This is a genomic window from Fibrella arboris (genome assembly GCF_041321095.1).
Classification (GTDB): Bacteria; Bacteroidota; Bacteroidia; order Cytophagales; family Spirosomataceae; genus Fibrella; species Fibrella arboris.
Genome location: NZ_JBGGWE010000011.1, coordinates 112,488 through 128,538 on the forward strand (window position 1 = coordinate 112,488; position 16,051 = coordinate 128,538).

The 16,051-nt window shown below is 53.9% G+C and carries 16 protein-coding genes; 5 read left to right on the forward strand and 11 right to left on the reverse strand.

All coding sequences use genetic code 11. The features are described 5' to 3' along the window. Window positions 1-12 precede the first annotated feature (12 nt). The 4 genes from ACAW75_RS18960 to ACAW75_RS18975 form a co-directional block, all read right to left on the reverse strand. Complete coding sequence (locus ACAW75_RS18960; protein WP_370730317.1) at window positions 13-1,308, reverse strand: alpha/beta hydrolase family protein; 1,296 nt, start codon at window positions 1,306-1,308, stop codon at window positions 13-15. 50 nt (window positions 1,309-1,358) lie between these two features. Beyond that, window positions 1,359-2,462 carry a sensor histidine kinase gene (locus tag ACAW75_RS18965; protein ID WP_370730318.1) on the reverse strand — a complete coding sequence of 368 codons (1,104 nt, stop codon included), beginning with the start codon at window positions 2,460-2,462 and terminating at the stop codon, window positions 1,359-1,361. A 153-nt stretch (window positions 2,463-2,615) separates the two neighbouring features. Next, window positions 2,616-2,969 (reverse strand): winged helix-turn-helix domain-containing protein, encoded by a 354-nt coding sequence (locus tag ACAW75_RS18970; protein WP_370730319.1) that lies wholly within the window; start codon window positions 2,967-2,969, stop codon window positions 2,616-2,618. Window positions 2,970-3,104: 135 nt separating this feature from the next. Further along, window positions 3,105-4,331 (reverse strand): tetratricopeptide repeat protein, encoded by a 1,227-nt coding sequence (locus tag ACAW75_RS18975; protein WP_370730320.1) that lies wholly within the window; start codon window positions 4,329-4,331, stop codon window positions 3,105-3,107. 117 nt (window positions 4,332-4,448) lie between these two features. On the opposite strand from ACAW75_RS18975, the gene hpt reads away from it, so the two are divergent. Next, complete coding sequence (hpt, locus tag ACAW75_RS18980) at window positions 4,449-4,982, forward strand: hypoxanthine phosphoribosyltransferase (RefSeq protein ID WP_370730321.1); 534 nt, start codon at window positions 4,449-4,451, stop codon at window positions 4,980-4,982. A 139-nt stretch (window positions 4,983-5,121) separates the two neighbouring features. Next, window positions 5,122-6,768 carry an ArnT family glycosyltransferase gene (locus ACAW75_RS18985; RefSeq protein ID WP_370730322.1) on the forward strand — a complete coding sequence of 549 codons (1,647 nt, stop codon included), beginning with the start codon at window positions 5,122-5,124 and terminating at the stop codon, window positions 6,766-6,768. Window positions 6,769-6,935: 167 nt separating this feature from the next. Here ACAW75_RS18985 and ACAW75_RS18990 read toward each other — a convergent pair whose 3' ends face one another. From ACAW75_RS18990 to ACAW75_RS19005, 4 genes are all read right to left on the reverse strand, one after another. After that, complete coding sequence (locus ACAW75_RS18990; protein WP_370730323.1) at window positions 6,936-7,535, reverse strand: GNAT family N-acetyltransferase; 600 nt, start codon at window positions 7,533-7,535, stop codon at window positions 6,936-6,938. A 132-nt stretch (window positions 7,536-7,667) separates the two neighbouring features. Next, window positions 7,668-8,069 (reverse strand): ketosteroid isomerase-related protein, encoded by a 402-nt coding sequence (locus ACAW75_RS18995; RefSeq protein WP_370730324.1) that lies wholly within the window; start codon window positions 8,067-8,069, stop codon window positions 7,668-7,670. A 106-nt stretch (window positions 8,070-8,175) separates the two neighbouring features. Beyond that, entirely contained in the window at window positions 8,176-8,478 is a 303-nt protein-coding gene (locus ACAW75_RS19000) for a Dabb family protein (RefSeq protein WP_370730325.1), read from the reverse strand. 97 nt (window positions 8,479-8,575) lie between these two features. Then, a complete protein-coding gene (locus ACAW75_RS19005) occupies window positions 8,576-9,298 on the reverse strand; it encodes an RluA family pseudouridine synthase (RefSeq protein WP_370730326.1) in 723 nt (240 codons plus the stop codon). 458 nt (window positions 9,299-9,756) lie between these two features. On the opposite strand from ACAW75_RS19005, the gene ACAW75_RS19010 reads away from it, so the two are divergent. Next, window positions 9,757-10,575, forward strand: a complete 819-nt coding sequence (locus ACAW75_RS19010) for an SDR family NAD(P)-dependent oxidoreductase (RefSeq protein WP_370730327.1) — start codon at window positions 9,757-9,759, stop codon at window positions 10,573-10,575. An 80-nt stretch (window positions 10,576-10,655) separates the two neighbouring features. Beyond that, on the forward strand, window positions 10,656-11,546 hold the full coding sequence (locus tag ACAW75_RS19015; RefSeq protein ID WP_370730328.1) for a helix-turn-helix domain-containing protein: 891 nt from the start codon (window positions 10,656-10,658) through the stop codon (window positions 11,544-11,546). 333 nt (window positions 11,547-11,879) lie between these two features. Here the strand turns inward: ACAW75_RS19015 and ACAW75_RS19020 are convergent, their stop codons facing one another. The 3 genes from ACAW75_RS19020 to ACAW75_RS19030 all read right to left on the reverse strand — a co-directional run bounded on the left by ACAW75_RS19020 (window position 11,880) and on the right by ACAW75_RS19030 (window position 14,735). Beyond that, window positions 11,880-12,914, reverse strand: coding sequence for a sensor histidine kinase (locus ACAW75_RS19020; protein ID WP_370730329.1), 1,035 nt, complete (start codon window positions 12,912-12,914; stop codon window positions 11,880-11,882). Between the two features lie 154 nt (window positions 12,915-13,068). Then, on the reverse strand, window positions 13,069-13,758 hold the full coding sequence (locus ACAW75_RS19025) for a response regulator transcription factor (RefSeq protein ID WP_370730330.1): 690 nt from the start codon (window positions 13,756-13,758) through the stop codon (window positions 13,069-13,071). Between the two features lie 116 nt (window positions 13,759-13,874). Continuing rightward, window positions 13,875-14,735: a hypothetical protein gene (locus tag ACAW75_RS19030; protein WP_370730331.1), complete on the reverse strand. Its 861-nt coding sequence runs from the start codon at window positions 14,733-14,735 to the stop codon at window positions 13,875-13,877. Between the two features lie 159 nt (window positions 14,736-14,894). Between ACAW75_RS19030 and ACAW75_RS19035 the strand changes: the two genes are divergently transcribed. Then, the gene (locus tag ACAW75_RS19035) at window positions 14,895-16,046 is read left to right on the forward strand and encodes an AI-2E family transporter (RefSeq protein WP_370730332.1); all 1,152 of its coding nucleotides are present in this window, start codon (window positions 14,895-14,897) and stop codon (window positions 16,044-16,046) included. The last annotated feature ends 5 nt before the right edge of the window (window positions 16,047-16,051 follow it).

Here is a 16,051-nt window from a genome sequence, read left to right on the forward strand (position 1 = left end):
CCTTGCATTTACTTAAGGCTTCGCATGGCGCATTTCGAGGCCAACGGATGTGCGGGGTTTGAACCCTTTCCAGGCACCACTGGCGTCTGTTTCGGGTACGTTCAGGTAGCTGGCGTAGTCGAGCTTTTTGAGGTGAATGCCCAGAAAAGCCGTTACGAAATGCTGGTTGATGTTGTTGATACGGCGCTCATTCCAGGCGGGCTCGGCATAGTGGTTGTAGTCGTCAGCCGGGGCGCCGGGTAAGAGCGATGCCGCCGGGGGTGGATTAGGCGCCACATTATGCCGGGCATTCACGTAGGTCAGCATATACCGGTCGGCGTTGATGGCCCCATCATAAATGGCTTTAACGCCTTTTTCGTAGCCCGATATATCATCTTTGCTGCCCGCCACAAAGAGCGTCGGCAGGGTCAGGCCGGCTAGCCCGGCGGCATCCCAAACGCCCTCATTCATCCCCCAGGGAGCAAAGGCTACGACGGCTTTGATTCGGGGGTCGAGCGAGGCTTTATACGCCGGCGAGGCCATGGTGCGGGGTTCAAGCGCGGTGCTTCCGCCGGAAACCTTCCCGAATAGTGTCATTGCCTGCTGGCTAAAACCGGCTCCGGTGGTATTGAGCACCCCGTAGCCACCCATCGAATAGCCGATCAGGGCGGTGTTGTCGGCGTTAAGTAGACCAGCCAGAAAAGTGTTGCTGGTTTTAGCCCCGAGCCGGGCCATTTCGTTCAGAACAAACAAGTCGTCGAGCGGCCGATTCAGCAGCGTGCTCGGAAAAGCGGCCAGATCGCGATAGGTCGATTCGGCATGGTCGATGGCCACCACCACATACCCTTTCGAGGCCAGATTTTCGGTCAGGTACGTGAGCAATAGCCGCGAACCGGGGTAGCCGTGCGACACAATGACGAGTGGGTACGCTCCGCCGCTCTTGTCAGGCTCGGCATCGCGGCTGGCCCGGCCCGGAAACGTGAACGGAACAAGGGGGCGTTTGGGATCGTTGGCCCGGCCAAACACGGACTCATACTGTACGATAGCCTGTTGATTCGCCGCAACACGGGCCGGATACCAGACTTCGAGGGTGAGTGAGCGGTCATAGAGCGGGTACTTGCCCTCTTTCGTATGCAAGACATCGATCTGGCCCTTATGGACCACGGTCATGGAGCGAACACCCACCGGATACGTTCCACGAGCAGCCAGATCGGGCGCATTGGGGAGCGGATCACCCGTCACAAACCCATCGGCAGGTGTTTGGGCCGTACCCTGGAATGCCAGGGCAACGAGTAGTGGTATCAGGTAATAAACAGGATTGATTTTCACGGGTATCAAGATCAGGCGTTGACATTGATTGGTACCTACCCACGCTCCACTTAAGCCAGGGTCAGGTAAAGATTCACCGTAAAGCTATGCGGCTCATCCTGAATCAGCAACTCGTGCCGCCCCGGATACAGCAACTGCAATCGACTTTTTGTGTTGGTCAGGCCAATGCCACTGCCCGCCACCGTAGTATCGGCCACGCTGACTTTCTGGTTGAACACGTAGAGGTGCAACTGGCGCTCGTTCAGACTTATCCGAATTGCAATCCGCGACGGTTCCTGCGGGCTGGCGCCGTATTTGAACGCATTTTCGATAAACGAGATGAGCAGCAGCGGCGCAATCATCAGGCCGTGTCCGTTCCCCTGCGTGCTGTACTGAACCGGAACGGTGTCGTCGAGCCGTAGTTTCTGTAAGGCCAGGTAATGCCCGATATAAGCCAGTTCGTGGCTCAACAACACGCGATCCTGCCGCCCCTCGGCGATAACGTACCGGAGAAACGACGACAGTTGCACGATGGCATCGGCCGTGGCCGTCGATTGAACAATGGCCAGCGAATAGATGCTGTTTAGGGTATTGAACAGAAAATGCGGGTTGATCTGCGCTTTCAGGTACGACAGTTCGGTGCTGAGCCGCTGCTGTTCCGTTTCGCGCCAGCGGCTATTGATCCGAATAGCCAGTGATAACAGCAGACCGACTAAAAAGAGAAAAAATGTCTGGCTGATCTCGGCAGGTAAGCTGCTTTGCGGCGGTCCGCCCCGAAACGATCCACCGGGCGGCATGGGTGGCGGTGGCGGGCCGTCCTGGGCAGGTAACGGCGGTCCCTGCCCAGGTACGTGCGGCGGTAGCTGATTGAACGTCGGGTTTGCCCGTTGGTTGATCAACGTGAGCGTTCCCTGTACGAATACAAAGCAGACCAGCACACACAGGCCGTATAGCACGTACTTTTTGCTGAAGAAGAGTCGGGGAATCAGCCAGTAGAAATTGGTGTAGAAGAAGGCGATCGTCAGCAGGTACGAGGCCAGGTTCCGCTGTTCATGCGGGTTGACGGGGAGCTCGGCCAGCTTGGCGAACCCATCCTGCGCAAAGACATACGGCAAGGCCAGAAAAGCCAGGCAGCTCAACAGGTGAATCAGGGCAAGATAGGCGTTCCGGCTCATGCACGTTCAGTAAACGGGCAAGGTACGGAGCAGGCTAACGCAACGGCAGTAATTGCGGTGAAGGCGTAAATTTTGCCGGTAAAGAAAGTTGCTGTATGTTCTTTCGCAAGGCGTTTTCTTGCTTTGCGAAAGAACATACAGCAGCTTACGTACCTACGCGCCTGAAAACTTGGCTAGTTCATCCGCCAGGAATTGCTGGAAACGTACCTGGAGCGCCTGGTACTGAGTGAGGTATTTTTCACCTTCGGGTGTCACCACGGCCCCGCCGCCTGTTGAGCCACCGGTCTGCGTCACCACCAGTGGCACATCAGCCAGTTTGTTCATGGACCGCACCAGTTCCCACGCCCGTTTATACGACATGCTCATGGCTTTGGCCGCCTGATTGATAGAGCCGGTCTGCTGAATGTGGCCCAGCAACTCCATTCGGCCAATGCCCAGAAACCGCTCGGTTTCGCCTTCAGAAATGGCTTCCAGCCAGATGCGGCCATTGATACGGAGGTCTTTCATAATAGAAACGTCAGTAGCTTCGCGTCATTAAATAGTCATTTCGCTGCACTGTCATTCATTGCTTTTACGACGAATGACTATTAATAGACAGCGCAGCGTAAGGACCACTTAATGACGCGAAGCTACTGACGTTTTTTACTCCCTCCGCTTCCGGCGTTCTTCACGGCGCGACTGTTTGCCTTCTTTCACGGCCTTTTTCGCCTCGATATACTGCGCTGATTTTTTATCGGCATTGTCCATGACCTCCGTGTAATAGGCCCGCGCCTGGTCGTAGTTTTTCTCGGCATCGGCAATACGACCCAGTCCCAGCAGCGACGACCAGTAATAGCCCGCGTTCTTCGAGTGGGTGGCAATTGCGAAATCGATCGACTGCTGGTAATATTTCTTGGCTTCCGCCGCATTCCGGTAGAAGTTCTGATTGATATAGGCCAGAATGTAGGCTGCCGTCCGACCGCTCACGCCTTCGTAGCCATCTTTCCCGGCTGCGATCTTCAGGAGAATATCTTTCGAAATGCTTTCCGCTTCATTTAACCGGCCTTTCACGAAAGCTGACCGGGCATAGTAGCGCTCAAAGAACGGGTTATCGGGGTACTGCTCCGTCATAAACTTCGACATATCATACGCCTTATCGTACTGATTTTCCATGCTGTAGATCTGTAGCAGGAAATACCGGGCCTCGACCCGCGTGTAAAAGGCATTATTGGCTGTCTTTTCCAACTCCTTGATTCCCTGTTCTTTATTTCCTTTCGGAAAGAACATCAGAATGGGTTTCAGCAGGGCGTAATTCTCGGGAATCCATTTGGCGTAGTAGTTATACAGCCCGTCGCCAAACATCAGTTCGGGCATCAGATCGCCCTTGCCTTTGCATTGCTCAAAGTATTTCAGCGCATTTTTCCCGGCAAACGTCGCCTTGGTCCACTTCTTCCGTTCAGAATAGATACGTGCTTTGAAGGAATAGGCGGCGGCCAGAAAGAAGGCGGGTTCGGTCTTGCTTTCACTGGTATCGTACAGCTTTTCGGCCAGCGTAATCGTGGTGTCCATCAGGGCCAGGCAGCGGTTGTCGTAATCTTCCACGTCGGTATTAGGCACGATCTTCCACCACTCGGCCATGCCCATCAGAAAGTACGGCATCGGGTGGCTCGGGTACCGAAGCTGCAACCAGCGAAATTCCTTATCGGCCAGCGCGAACTTGTAGTTGTACATGTTATTGATCGCCTCGGCCGATTCGATCTGCACGCCGGGGTGATGCAGGAGCCCGTCGTATTTCTTATCAAAATCAGCGGATGAGTACAGCTGTGCCTGAGCAGAAAAACCTGCCAGCAGCAGAAGCGAAACGAAGAGTAGCTGAATGCGTACTAACATAGTGTAATTGGTAGCTAACAGAACCACAGGGGATAGTCGCTGCAGGTTGCGCCTATACAACGTATGTACGCCCATATCCGTTTAACAGACGTTCATTTTCTGCCGTACCTTTGACTGATGCTGACTGTACTCGACAAAACGTTTGTGCCCTTTATTGGCCGTGAAACACTTCAAGCTCGTATTGCCGAACTGGCCGACCAGATCAACCGCGATTATGCCGGGCGTTGTCCACTGATCGTTGGCGTATTGAACGGAGCGGTTCTGTTTACCGCCGATCTGCTCAAGAACCTGACCATCGACTGCGAGATTACGTTCATCCGGGTGGCCTCGTATGGACAAACGGCCTCAACGGGTAAGGTCAGGGAGATTCTGGGACTCGGCGAAGCCATTACGGGCCGCGACCTGATTGTGGTGGAAGATATTGTGGATACGGGCGTCACCATTACACACATATGCCAGCAACTGGCCGGGAAAGAACCCGCGTCGATCGCCATTGCCACGCTCCTCTTCAAGCCCGCCGCCCTGAAAACACCCGTCGATCTGGCTTATGTCGGTTTCGAGATCGAGAACAAATTCGTGGTTGGCTACGGCCTTGATTACGACGGCCTGGGCCGGAATACGAAAGATATTTTTGTACTGAACGAATTGTAAATACCCTCACCCCCGGCCCCTCCCCTTAACCAAGGGGAGGGGAGTCGCTTTTGCGCAGCTACGCGATACAGCGAAGCTACTGTAGTACGGCTCCCCTCTCCTCAAAACGAGGAGAGGGGTTGGGGATGAGGTAAAGCCTATGCCTGCTCCGCGTTATTATCCGCTCCTTATTGTGGCCCTTTGTGCCTTTTTCTTTCTCCCTTTCCTGGGGCGGGTGCACCTCTTCGACTGGGATGAGATCAATTTTGCCGAATCGGCCCGGGAGATGCTGGTGACAGGGAACTACGCCCGCGTGCAGATCAATTTTGAGCCATTCTGGGAAAAACCGCCGCTCTTTTTCTGGCTTCAGGCCACGGCCATGAGCTGGCTGGGTGTGGGCGAATATGCCGCCCGCCTGCCCAACGCGCTCATCGGTATTGGCACGCTGCTGACGTTCTTTTTTGTTGGGAAACGGCTGCACGGCCCCCAGTTCGGGCTACTTTGGGCTATAGGCTACCTGGGTGCGCTCACCCCGCATCTGTATTTCAAAACCGGCATCATCGACCCCACCTTCAACCTGTTCATCTTTCTGGGTGTCTGTTACGTGTACGAAGCCGTTCAGCAATACGGAAAAGTTGGCGCCTGGCAATCGGCGGCCGTAGCGGGTCTGTTTGTGGGGCTTGCCGTACTGACGAAGGGGCCCGTCGGTGCGTTGCTGGCCGGCCTGACCTTCGCTATCGTCTGGGCCATGGCCCGGTTCCGGCCGCTCCTGCGTTTGTCTCACGCGTTGCTGGCCGTAGCCGTGGCACTCGGTGTGGCATCGCTCTGGTTTGGGCTGGAGATCATTCGCAACGGACCGTGGTTTCTGGACGAATTCATTACCTACCAGATCCGCCTCTTCAGCACACCCGACGCGGGGCACGGACAGCCCTTTTATTACCATTTTGTGGTCGTGCTGGTTGGTTGTTTTCCGCTCTCGATCTTCGCCATTCGCTATCTGGTAAGCGATCGGGACCCGCGCGATTTCCGGCTGTGGATGGTCGTGCTGTTCTGGGTGGTTATGATCCTGTTTTCCATCGTGAAAACCAAGATCGTGCATTACTCCAGCATGGCCTGGTTTCCGGTATCGTACCTGGCCGCCCGACATTTACACGATCTGCTGACGGCCCGCATCACCTGGTCGCGCTGGCTGACGGTCGGGCTATTGATCGTTGGTGGTTTGCTGGGTACGTTGCTCATGCTGTTGCCGGTGGCTGGTCAGTTCAAGTCCACACTCATCCCTTACATCAACGACCCATTTGCCGTAGCGAATCTGCAGGCAAACGTGAGCTGGGGCGGTTGGGAATGGCTCATCGGCGCAACGTACCTGGCGGTACTGCTGACGGCCATTGTGCAGCTATCGGGCGTCGTGCAACGGCGGCGGTTTTCGCCTAACAACGGGTTACCTGCTTCGGTCTGGGCCCTGTTTATGGCAACGGCCGTTTGCCTGTGGCTGTACCTGGGCATCGTTGTGCCAAAGATCGAGGAGTACGTGCAGGGAACGGTCGTGCGTTTTTACGAATCGAAACAGGGACAGCCTGTCTATGCCGAACCGATTGGCTACAAGAGCTACGCCCAGCTATTTTATTTTCGGAAACAGCCCCCGGTAAACCCGATGACCAAAAAGGAAACCTACCTGATCGATGGCCCCGTTGATAAACCAACGTACCTGATCACCAAAATTACGAGCGCCAACGACTACCGCGCCAACCCAAATCTGCGGGTTGTGAAAGAAGAGAACGGGTACGTGATCTTTGAGCGGAAGTGAGGGTTCTGGTAGCTTCCTCTTAGCTCCAGCCATTTTCCCACGCAGGGAAACGGCAAGCGCACGACTCGCGAAGCTACCGTACCTACTAATCAAATTGGTGTAAGGAAACGTGAGACCCCTCCTGCCACACTCATGGACCGGGCGGGATGACAAAGAACGACGTGAGCTCAAAGCTCCTTCGTCCAGAACTGCATCACTTTCGCCGAATCTTCCGTTTCTCCCAGATCGGGCCAGCTGAACGTGGTTTGCAATACCGGATCGAGGTGGTAGCCGCGCTGTTGCCAGAAATCATCGAGCGGTCGGTAGATTGTGGCAGTCCCGCGTCCGGGGCGGAGGGGGTGATCGGCGGGGCGTTGCACGGCGCAGAAGGTCGTGGTCAGGTACGTGCCGAACGAGCGGGCGTGCGCTTCACGCACATCGAAAAAGCGATGGCCTAGGCCGTGGCCCCGGTAGCTGGGCAATAGCAGGCTTTCGCCGAAATAGAAAACAGTATCGAGGTCATAGCCTTCCCGGATAAACGGCGCCTGCACTTCGCCGGTCTCATCGCGGAGGGGCAGGCAGGTGGTGCCGCCCACCATACACCCGCCATCATACATGGCAAACAGCATGGCCCGTTCGGCATTGGCATAGGTTTCCAGGTACGTCTTCTCGTACTCGATCGACCCTTCGTACAGGTACGGAAACTCCCGAAAAACCGCGATCCGCAGCTGCGCCAATCCATCAAAAACGGACCGAATCTCTGCGCCGATATACTGGCTATACGTCATAAGCCTAGGGTACGCGGATTGGCTGATGGTACACGGATTGGGCGGATGAAACGGATTGACGCGGAGCAAATCTGCTTAAATCCAGAAGTCCGCGTCAATCCGTTTCATCCGCCAATCTGCGTATCCTAAAATCTATCCCAATACCAGTGATTCCCAGAGAGGTAGGTTGTAGTAGGTCGTTACCCGCGTGATCTGGTCGTTGGCGACTTCCAGAAAGGAGCCGGCGGGGAGTACATAGGTCTGCCCGTTGGCTTCGGGTAGGTCGCCGTCCGTTTTCTTATAGGTTCCGTTCACCACAAATTCGCAGGCTACGCGGGTGCCGGTTGGCTCGGTCAGGATCACCATGTCGGTGAGCGTTTCGTCGTAGCAATCGTCCATGTGCTGGAGGAAGGTCGTGAACGCCTCCTTACCCATGCGGGTGTCGCCCTGGTTGCTGTCATGACGAATATCCTCGCTCAGTAACGAGAGCATTTTCGTCCAGTCTTTCGCGTTGAACGCACTGTAATACGCTGAGGCAATGTCGTGTGAAGTCATGAGCTTTTCAGTTTACTGTTTACCGTTTTCTGTTGCGCTGCTAAACCAAAGTCAGGTACGTTAGCAGCGCAACAGAAAACGGTAAACAGCAAACAGTAAACTTTTTCTATTTCGTTGCTACATCATAAATCTGAACCCGCGACCAGAGGTGTTTGCAATGCTCGACAAACGCCAGGTGAATCGGGTGTACCTGATACACGTCGTGGCTGGCTTCGTCAGTGAAGGTCATCAGCAGGGCAAAGTCGTAGGTATGATCGATCACCGGGCGACGCGTTGGTGCAGCTACGCCAATGTCGATGTGGTGAATAGCGTCAACACCGCGCAACGATTCCAGACCTGCTTTCAACGCAGCCCGGTCATCGTCAGATTCAGGCTTGGCAAGCCAGAAATAAACAGAATGGATGAACATGATTGGGGAATAGGTTAATGTATAGCGAATAATGTACAATGAATAATAACGCTGTTAATCAGACGATTAACGCCTTAGCCGCACCAGTATGCCTGTTTCAACTATTCTTTTCCAGTTGTTTCACCAGCGCCCCGAAGTCTTTGGGGTAGGGTGCTTCCACGGTGAGCGGTTCGCCATTCAACTGAGTGAAGGTGAGCGAATGGGCATGCAACGCCACGCGCTGAATGAGCGGCTGCTCGTCGGTATCCATTTTTAGGTTGAAATCGCGCTTGATCTGCGAGAGGTACACCGGTTTTCCGCCGTAGGTTGCATCGCTGACGATGGGGGCTTTCAGGCATTGCAGGTGAACCCGTATCTGGTGCATCCGGCCCGTAATGGGCATGCACTCCACCAGCGTGGTGTTCCGGTAAGCGCGCAGGGTATTGAAAATCGTTTCGGCTACCTTACCCTTTTCCCGGTCGATCTTCACGTAGGTACCATCCCGGCTGGGGGCGATGGGCAGATACACCGAAATATCTTCGAAATTATGCACCCCATTGGTCACAGCATGGTATCGTTTAGCTACCTCACGGTGCTCGAACTGCATAGCCAGATGCCGATAGGCGTCGGGGTTCTTGGCAATGGCCAGTGCGCCCGACGTTTCTTTATCGAGCCGGTGGCCAAGTTGCGCATCATCGCTATACGCCTTAGCCAGGCGCAGAATGCTTTGCCCCGACCGGTCGGGGGTACGTTCATCCAGCGCTGCCACATAGGGCGGTTTGTTGATGACTATATAATCGTCGTCCTCAAACAGGATGAGGTCTGAGAAATTCAGTTTCATACTGCAAAGGTAACGATAAACTATAGGGGCAACCGTAACGCCGGACCGCCATCGCGGTTTTCCGATTTAAGGCACCATCGACTCAGGCCTAACCACCACCAGTTTAGTCCCATATCCTATCGCGCAGTTGCGCAGGCTGTTTTCGGAAAGTAGATCACTGCCCGCTTCCTCCTGTTGCGCAACCGCACGGGCTCCTCAATAATAACCGGGCCGTAAACTGAATCGGCGTAATGCATGCAAACTAATCGGGATGATGTGCTCTATAATTGGTCAGGGACAAACCTAGGCACTTCAGGCGTTAGCCGACCAATGGGTATAGACGCCAGATTAACTGATCGGGCGGTAATTGCTCGTTCGTGGCGATACGTCAAAATGTGTTAGCTTTCCCCACTTTTGTATCAGTCCAGACCCCTGCCCCGGTCTCAACTTTGCCTCATCATTTTAAACAGAAAAAAGTCATGAGCAAAACCATTTTAATTACCGGCGCATCCCGAGGATTTGGCCAACTGTGGACCAAAGCCTTTTTACAACAGGGCTATCAGGTAGCGGCTACCGCCCGAAACCTGGCCAGTCTGGATGAACTGAAAGCCGAGTTTGGAGCTCAACTGCTGCCCATTCAACTGGATGTGACCGACCGGGAAGCGGCTATCCAGGCCGTACAGCAAGCCCATCAGCAGTTTGGCCGCCTGGACGTGCTGATCAATAATGCCGGCTATGGCCTTTTCGGCAGCGTTGAGGAAACCAGTGAGCAACAGGCGCGCAACCTGATGGAAACCAATTTTTTTGGCCTGCTCTGGCTAACCCAGGCTGTTCTGCCCATCATGCGCGAGCAGGGTTATGGCCACATCATCCAGGTATCGAGCGTGCTGGGACTAATCACCTGGCCGAATGTGGGCCTCTATAATGCTTCCAAGTTTGCCGTTGAAGGACTTAGCGAAACACTAGCCCAGGAAGTGAAAAGCTTTGGTATTCATGTTAGCCTGGTGGAGCCAGCCCCCTATGCTACCGACTATGCAGGCTCTTCGGCCGTAATTACCCAACCGATACCCGCTTACGACCCCTTAAAGGCAAGCCTGAAGGCCCAATATGCCAACCTCTCGATGGGCCAGCCCGAAGCTACCACCACTGCGATACTCAAACTGATTCAGAGTGAACAGCCACCGCTCCGGCTGCTGCTGGGCCAACTCGCCTATCCCTTAATCAAACAAGGTTACGATAGTCGCTTTGCCGAGTGGGACGCCTGGAACGAGGTTACTACGGCCGCCCATGGCATTTAACCAACGAAATAGGGTAAATCTACACCCAGAAGCGGTGTAGATTTACCAATACTCCCGATTCAAGTTCCGTTTACTGACACATGATCCATTTCAGCACCCTTAGCGTAATGCGCCGTGAGCTGGGCCTGACCCCGCCCGAGCACCCCCAGTTAGCCCTGGAACGGGGCCTGCAAAGCTGCCCCCTGGATGGACAGGCTTTCAGCACGGATTGTTATGGGATCATGTTCAAAAAACTCAAAGCCGGCGTTATGCTCTATGGTCGTACTGCCTACGACCATACCAACGGCTCCTTGTCTTTTGTGAAGCCCCGCCAACGGATTGAGTTCCGTAACCTGGAGGTAGAGGAAGATAGTTTCCTGCTCTTTCTGCATGAGGATTACCTGAACGGTCATCCGCTGCATGAGCAGATACAACACTATTCGTATTTCGATTACGAAGTGACAGAAGCGCTGCATCTTTCTCCACGAGAAGAGCAGGTCATACAGGACCTGTTTACCAGGATTGAGACCGAATATTACACTAATCCTGACGAGTACAGTCGGCCGATCATCCTGGCCTATATAGACGCCCTGCTTACCTATTGCCAGCGCTTTTATAAGCGCCAGTTTATCAACCGCGCCGAGCTGTCGGGCAAAACAGTGTCCAGATTTCAGGAAGCTTTAAGAGTTTATTTGCAGGATGGCTTATGCCAAACCCACGGATTACCCACGGTTCATCAACTGGCCGCCCAGCTCAATTTATCTCCGCGCTACCTGAGCGATCTGCTCAAGCAGGAGACGGGTAAAACCACCATTGAGCTGATCCATCTTGGCCTGATGAGCGAAGCCAAAAATCGGCTCCGGCAGAACGAACTGAGTATCTCCGAAATCGCCTATTCACTGGGGTTTGACAACCCCTCTTATTTTTCGAGGCTCTTTAAAAAAGAAGTAGGCCTAAGCCCACTCCTGTTTAAAAAGCAGCCCCTGAATTAGGGCGAATAGGTCGCCATCTTCGCCGGGTAATTTGTACTGACTTAGAGTAAAGTTGTTGCAGGGGTGATAGTCAGTTCATTATAACTCCTTGAAAGAGTTAATTTTATGGTATGAATTTCTCAACGGCTAACTTACGAGCAGATCGTCATTGGCGCTCAGCTACCGGGCTTGATCAGAAACGATTCCAAAAGCGGCTCGCCTTACTGCCTGCCGCTTACGAGCAGCTAGATGGACAATCCATTGATCAACGCCCTAAAGATTGTCCCGACGAGCCCGCCCTGAGCAGCTATGAAGACCTAGCTATTCTCTTTAAAATCAGGCCTTTCTTTTGATTTACTCTTTATCCAGTTTGAACCGGAATTCGGTACCTTTCTCTAACCGACTCGTTACGGTGATCTTTGTTTTGTGGGCGTTCAGGATGTGCTTTACAATGGCGAGGCCAAGGCCGGTGCCGCCCTGCTCTTTCGACCGGCTTTTCTCGACCCGGTAAAACCGCTCGAAAATGCGGCTCAGGTGTTCGGGCGGAATGCCGGGGCCATCGTCTTTCACGGCGATCTGAATGTGTTTTTTGCCGTCTTCTTCCAGCGATACAACCACCTTACCGTTGTCATTACCATATTTCACCGCATTCTGGATCAGGTTGGTCATGACCTGCGTAATGCGCTGACGGTCCGCTTTTACCCAAACCGGCCCCAGGTACGTTGTCTTGATCTTCAGCGTGGTCTGGCGGGCGTTGGCTACGCTTTCCAGTTGCTCGAAAATATCGTCGATAATGTGGCGAATGTCGACCCGGTCGAAGTGCATTTTCAGCTCACCGGTTTCCAGTTGGGAGAGGGCCACCAGATCCTGCACCAGCAGGTCGAGGCCATCGAGCGAACGGGCGGCTTTGGCCAGGAATTTATCCCGCACGAACTCATCGTCGACCGCCCCGTCGATCAGCGTGTGAATGAATCCCTGTGCGGCGAAAATGGGCGTCTTCAGCTCGTGCGAGACATCGGCCAGAAACTCGCGGCGGAACTGCTCCATCTTCTTCAGTTCGTCGATCTCCTTTTGCTTGCGGGCTACATACACAAAGATTTCGTCGTTGAGTTTCTTGAACGGGTTGCCCGTTTTCAGAATCGACTTCCGGGAAATGGAAAAGTCGCGGACCTTCAGTTTGCGGATGGCCTCATACAACTTGGTGATCTCCCGGTACACCAGAATATCGATGGTGTAGAGCACCAGAAAGAATGACAGCAGGAACGACGACGTACCCACCACAAACAGCATATTGCCGTTGGTTCCCGGCACAAACGCCAGAAAGGCCATCGTCAGCCCGGCAATCAGCAGGGCCAGAATCAGGGCAATAAACCGGGGAGAAAGGGACATGGGAAGGAAGGGGAAGAGGGGGAGGGAAGAGGGGTAGGAAAGGAGGAAAGGGAGGAAGGAGGAAAGGGAGCTTCGCTGATTAGCGATTCTAACCTGGCGAAGCTCCCTTTCCTCCTTCCTCCCCTTCCTCCTTTCCTACCCCTCTTCCCTCCTTTTAAGCCACCTCGAACATATACCCCACGCCTTTCAACGTGCGGATATAGCCTTCGCCGATCTTTTCGCGGAGTTTACGAATGTGTACATCGACGGTGCGTTCGAGCACGTAAATATCGGCACCCCAAATCTTTTGCAGCAACTCTTCGCGGCTGAAAACCTTATTGGGCGTCTGGGCCAGGTGAAAAAAGAGCTCAAACTCTTTCTTGGGTAGAATAATGCTTTGATCGCCCCGGTTCACCGAGTAATTTTTCCGGTTGATCGTCAGGTCGGCAATCTGGATCAGATCACCTGTGTCGGCTTTCTGGGCCTCGCGACGGAACAGCGCGTTGATCCGGCTCATCAGGGCGCGGGGCTTAATGGGTTTGGTAATGTAATCGTCGGCACCAACGTCAAACGCGGCCACTTCTGAGTACTCTTCCGAGCGGGCCGTCAGGTAAAGAATGTAGGTCTGCCGCAGATCGGGCAGGGCGCGCAGTTGTCGGCCGGCTTCGATACCATCCAGATGCGGCATCATAATGTCGAGCAACACGAGTTCGGGCTGAAACGTCCGGGCAATATCAATGGCTTTACGTCCGTCGGGAGCAGTGCGTACCTCATAGCCTTCTTTCTGGAGGTTGTATTCCAGCAACTCAACGATGTCTGGATCATCATCAACAACCAGGATGCGATGGGCTTTTTCTGTACTCATTTTGTGGCAATAAAATGCTTAGGCCGGAAAGTTAACGGGCATTGTCAGCAAGTTATGCGTCATAACAAACTGTTAACACAAAGATAACGTAGCAACGCACCTAAGTAGCCTGACTGTTAGCGCCTAGTCAGCCGATACATTCGCCCCCGCTCGTTGGTCACAAGCAGGTCGGTAGGCGTTAAAAAAGTAATGGCTTCAGCCTGGCCGCGGGGTAAGCGCAAACAACCGGTCGGCCGATTCAGGCGGGTGGCAGCATCGCCCGGCAGATCGAAAAATAACACTTTCCCATAGGTAATCACGGCCAGCGTTTTTGCGTCGGGACTGATCGCAGCGCCCGTTACCATCGACTTGATGAAAACCGAATCCAGCGGGGCCGGCACGTAATTGCCGGCACGGGCCGGCACACCATACAAACGAACCATATGCCCCGACCGGTTTTTCGAGAGCATGAACAGACTATCGCTTCGGTAGAAAACGGCTTCGCTATCGAAGTTGCGTTGCCTGGGCGGAAACGCCGTCTGGTCGGCGTAGCGCAGCCGAATGGTTTCCGGCGCTTTTATCCGCTTCGGATCAACGATGTAGATCGCCAGGTCACGGCGGTTGTTGACGTTATTGCCCAGATCGGCGATGAACAACCGGGCATCGCCGATCCGGGACGAATCCTGCCGGGCCACATCTTCCCAGTCAACATTCTGGAGTTGCGGCAACGCCAACGAATCCACCAACGTACCTGGATTGGTCAGTGAAACGGCGTAGAGGGTAGGTCGACCGCCGCCATCGTTATGTGTCCAGACGCTGGTGTCTGTTCGCCGTGCCAGCCCCGAACTTTCGTTCACCACAGCCGGTAGCCGGCGACCGATTCGTTCAACGCGGTAGGCGGCACGCACCCGCTGCACACCGAGCCGATGTACCTCGGGGGCACATGAGCACAATCCGACTTTTATGCCGATTAATACGTTAATGAGCCAATGAAGCATTATTTCAGTTAAGGATAATTAATAGTACGCGGATTTAGGGGATCAAAAAGAGTAGCGCCGATTTTTGCCAGATGCGGAGCTAATCAGTGTTGAATCCAGCAAGCCGTGTCAATCCGTTTAACCCTTTACATCCGCGTCCCCTTAACATTCGCGTACTACATGACCAATCGTGCTACTGAAGTACAGCAATCATTCCCCGTTCGTTTAGCGGCTACACTCACGTCGATGCTGATTATAGTGTATGCCCTTTACGAGTTGAAGGAGCTACTGATCCCGCTGGTATTTGCCATCCTGTTTTCTGTGCTGTTGTTTCCATTGTGTTCACGGCTCGAGCGGTGGAAAATACCCCGCATCCCCGCCGTGCTGATCTGCCTGATCTTAATGCTCGCGGTCATCGTGGGGCTACTCTATGCGGTAACCACACAGATCAGCAACTTCGCTGAAATCCTGCCTCAACTGATCAAGAAAGCGAATGTCCTGATCAATAACGTGCAGCTCTTTGCCGACGAGCACTTCAAGATCGACAAAAAACGGCAGTTAAGCGAAGCGGGCAAATACATGAGCACGGCACTGGAAACAGGCGGTACGTTGCTGACCTCTACCCTGCTCGCGACAACCAGCACGCTCACCGACGTCTTTATCGTGCTGTTGTTTGTCTTCTTCTTCCTGCTCTACCGCGACTTTTTCCGGTCGTTCTTCTATAAAGCGTTTGGCCATACCCGCCGCACAAAAGTGGATACCATCATGGCCAAGATATACGATGTGGTTAAGGATTATCTGGCCGGGCTGGTGCTGGTGATCCTGGTCACCGGTACGTTGATGACCGTGGGCCTGATGATCCTTGGTGTTGATTATGCTGTATTCTTCGGCTTCTTCGGCGCCAGCCTGGTGCTTATTCCCTACTTCGGAATTTCGCTGGGATCATTGCTGCCCGCCGCTTACACACTGGTTACGCAGGACAACCCGTTGAAAGCCCTGGGCGTTATTGGCGTATTTCTGTTTGTGCAGGCGCTGGAAGGCAACTTCATCACCCCCTACATTGTGGGGTCGAAGGTGAGCATAAATCCGCTGGCGGCCATTGTTGCGCTGTTGCTGTGGGAAACACTCTGGGGCCTGCCCGGCCTGATTCTGGCCTTACCCCTGACCGCTATTCTGAAAGTTATCTTCGACTCGGTTGAAGGCCTGACGCCTTATGGTTTTCTGATCGGTGAAGCTGAAAAGCCCCGGCCACCCATTAAAAATTTACAGGAACTGGCCGATCAGTTACCCAAACGCGCCAAAAAAGTAGGGAAAGTAGAAGAGAAAGACTGACCGCC

Bases quoted from the DNA above. Each gene is read 5' to 3' on its own strand.
- ACAW75_RS19025 (WP_370730330.1), bottom strand. From the start codon at position 13,758: ATGAGTACAGAAAAAGCCCATCGCATCCTGGTTGTTGATGATGATCCA.
- hpt (WP_370730321.1), top strand. From the start codon at position 4,449: ATGCTGACTGTACTCGACAAAACGTTTGTGCCCTTTATTGGCCGTGAA.
- ACAW75_RS18990 (WP_370730323.1), bottom strand. From the start codon at position 7,535: ATGACGTATAGCCAGTATATCGGCGCAGAGATTCGGTCCGTTTTTGAT.
- ACAW75_RS19005 (WP_370730326.1), bottom strand. From the start codon at position 9,298: ATGAAACTGAATTTCTCAGACCTCATCCTGTTTGAGGACGACGATTAT.
- ACAW75_RS19010 (WP_370730327.1), top strand. From the start codon at position 9,757: ATGAGCAAAACCATTTTAATTACCGGCGCATCCCGAGGATTTGGCCAA.
- ACAW75_RS19020 (WP_370730329.1), bottom strand. From the start codon at position 12,914: ATGTCCCTTTCTCCCCGGTTTATTGCCCTGATTCTGGCCCTGCTGATT.
- ACAW75_RS19000 (WP_370730325.1), bottom strand. From the start codon at position 8,478: ATGTTCATCCATTCTGTTTATTTCTGGCTTGCCAAGCCTGAATCTGAC.
- ACAW75_RS19035 (WP_370730332.1), top strand. From the start codon at position 14,895: ATGACCAATCGTGCTACTGAAGTACAGCAATCATTCCCCGTTCGTTTA.
- ACAW75_RS18970 (WP_370730319.1), bottom strand. From the start codon at position 2,969: ATGAAAGACCTCCGTATCAATGGCCGCATCTGGCTGGAAGCCATTTCT.
- ACAW75_RS18975 (WP_370730320.1), bottom strand. From the start codon at position 4,331: ATGTTAGTACGCATTCAGCTACTCTTCGTTTCGCTTCTGCTGCTGGCA.
- ACAW75_RS18965 (WP_370730318.1), bottom strand. From the start codon at position 2,462: ATGAGCCGGAACGCCTATCTTGCCCTGATTCACCTGTTGAGCTGCCTG.
- ACAW75_RS19015 (WP_370730328.1), top strand. From the start codon at position 10,656: ATGATCCATTTCAGCACCCTTAGCGTAATGCGCCGTGAGCTGGGCCTG.
- ACAW75_RS18985 (WP_370730322.1), top strand. From the start codon at position 5,122: ATGCCTGCTCCGCGTTATTATCCGCTCCTTATTGTGGCCCTTTGTGCC.
- ACAW75_RS18995 (WP_370730324.1), bottom strand. From the start codon at position 8,069: ATGACTTCACACGACATTGCCTCAGCGTATTACAGTGCGTTCAACGCG.
- ACAW75_RS19030 (WP_370730331.1), bottom strand. From the start codon at position 14,735: ATGCTTCATTGGCTCATTAACGTATTAATCGGCATAAAAGTCGGATTG.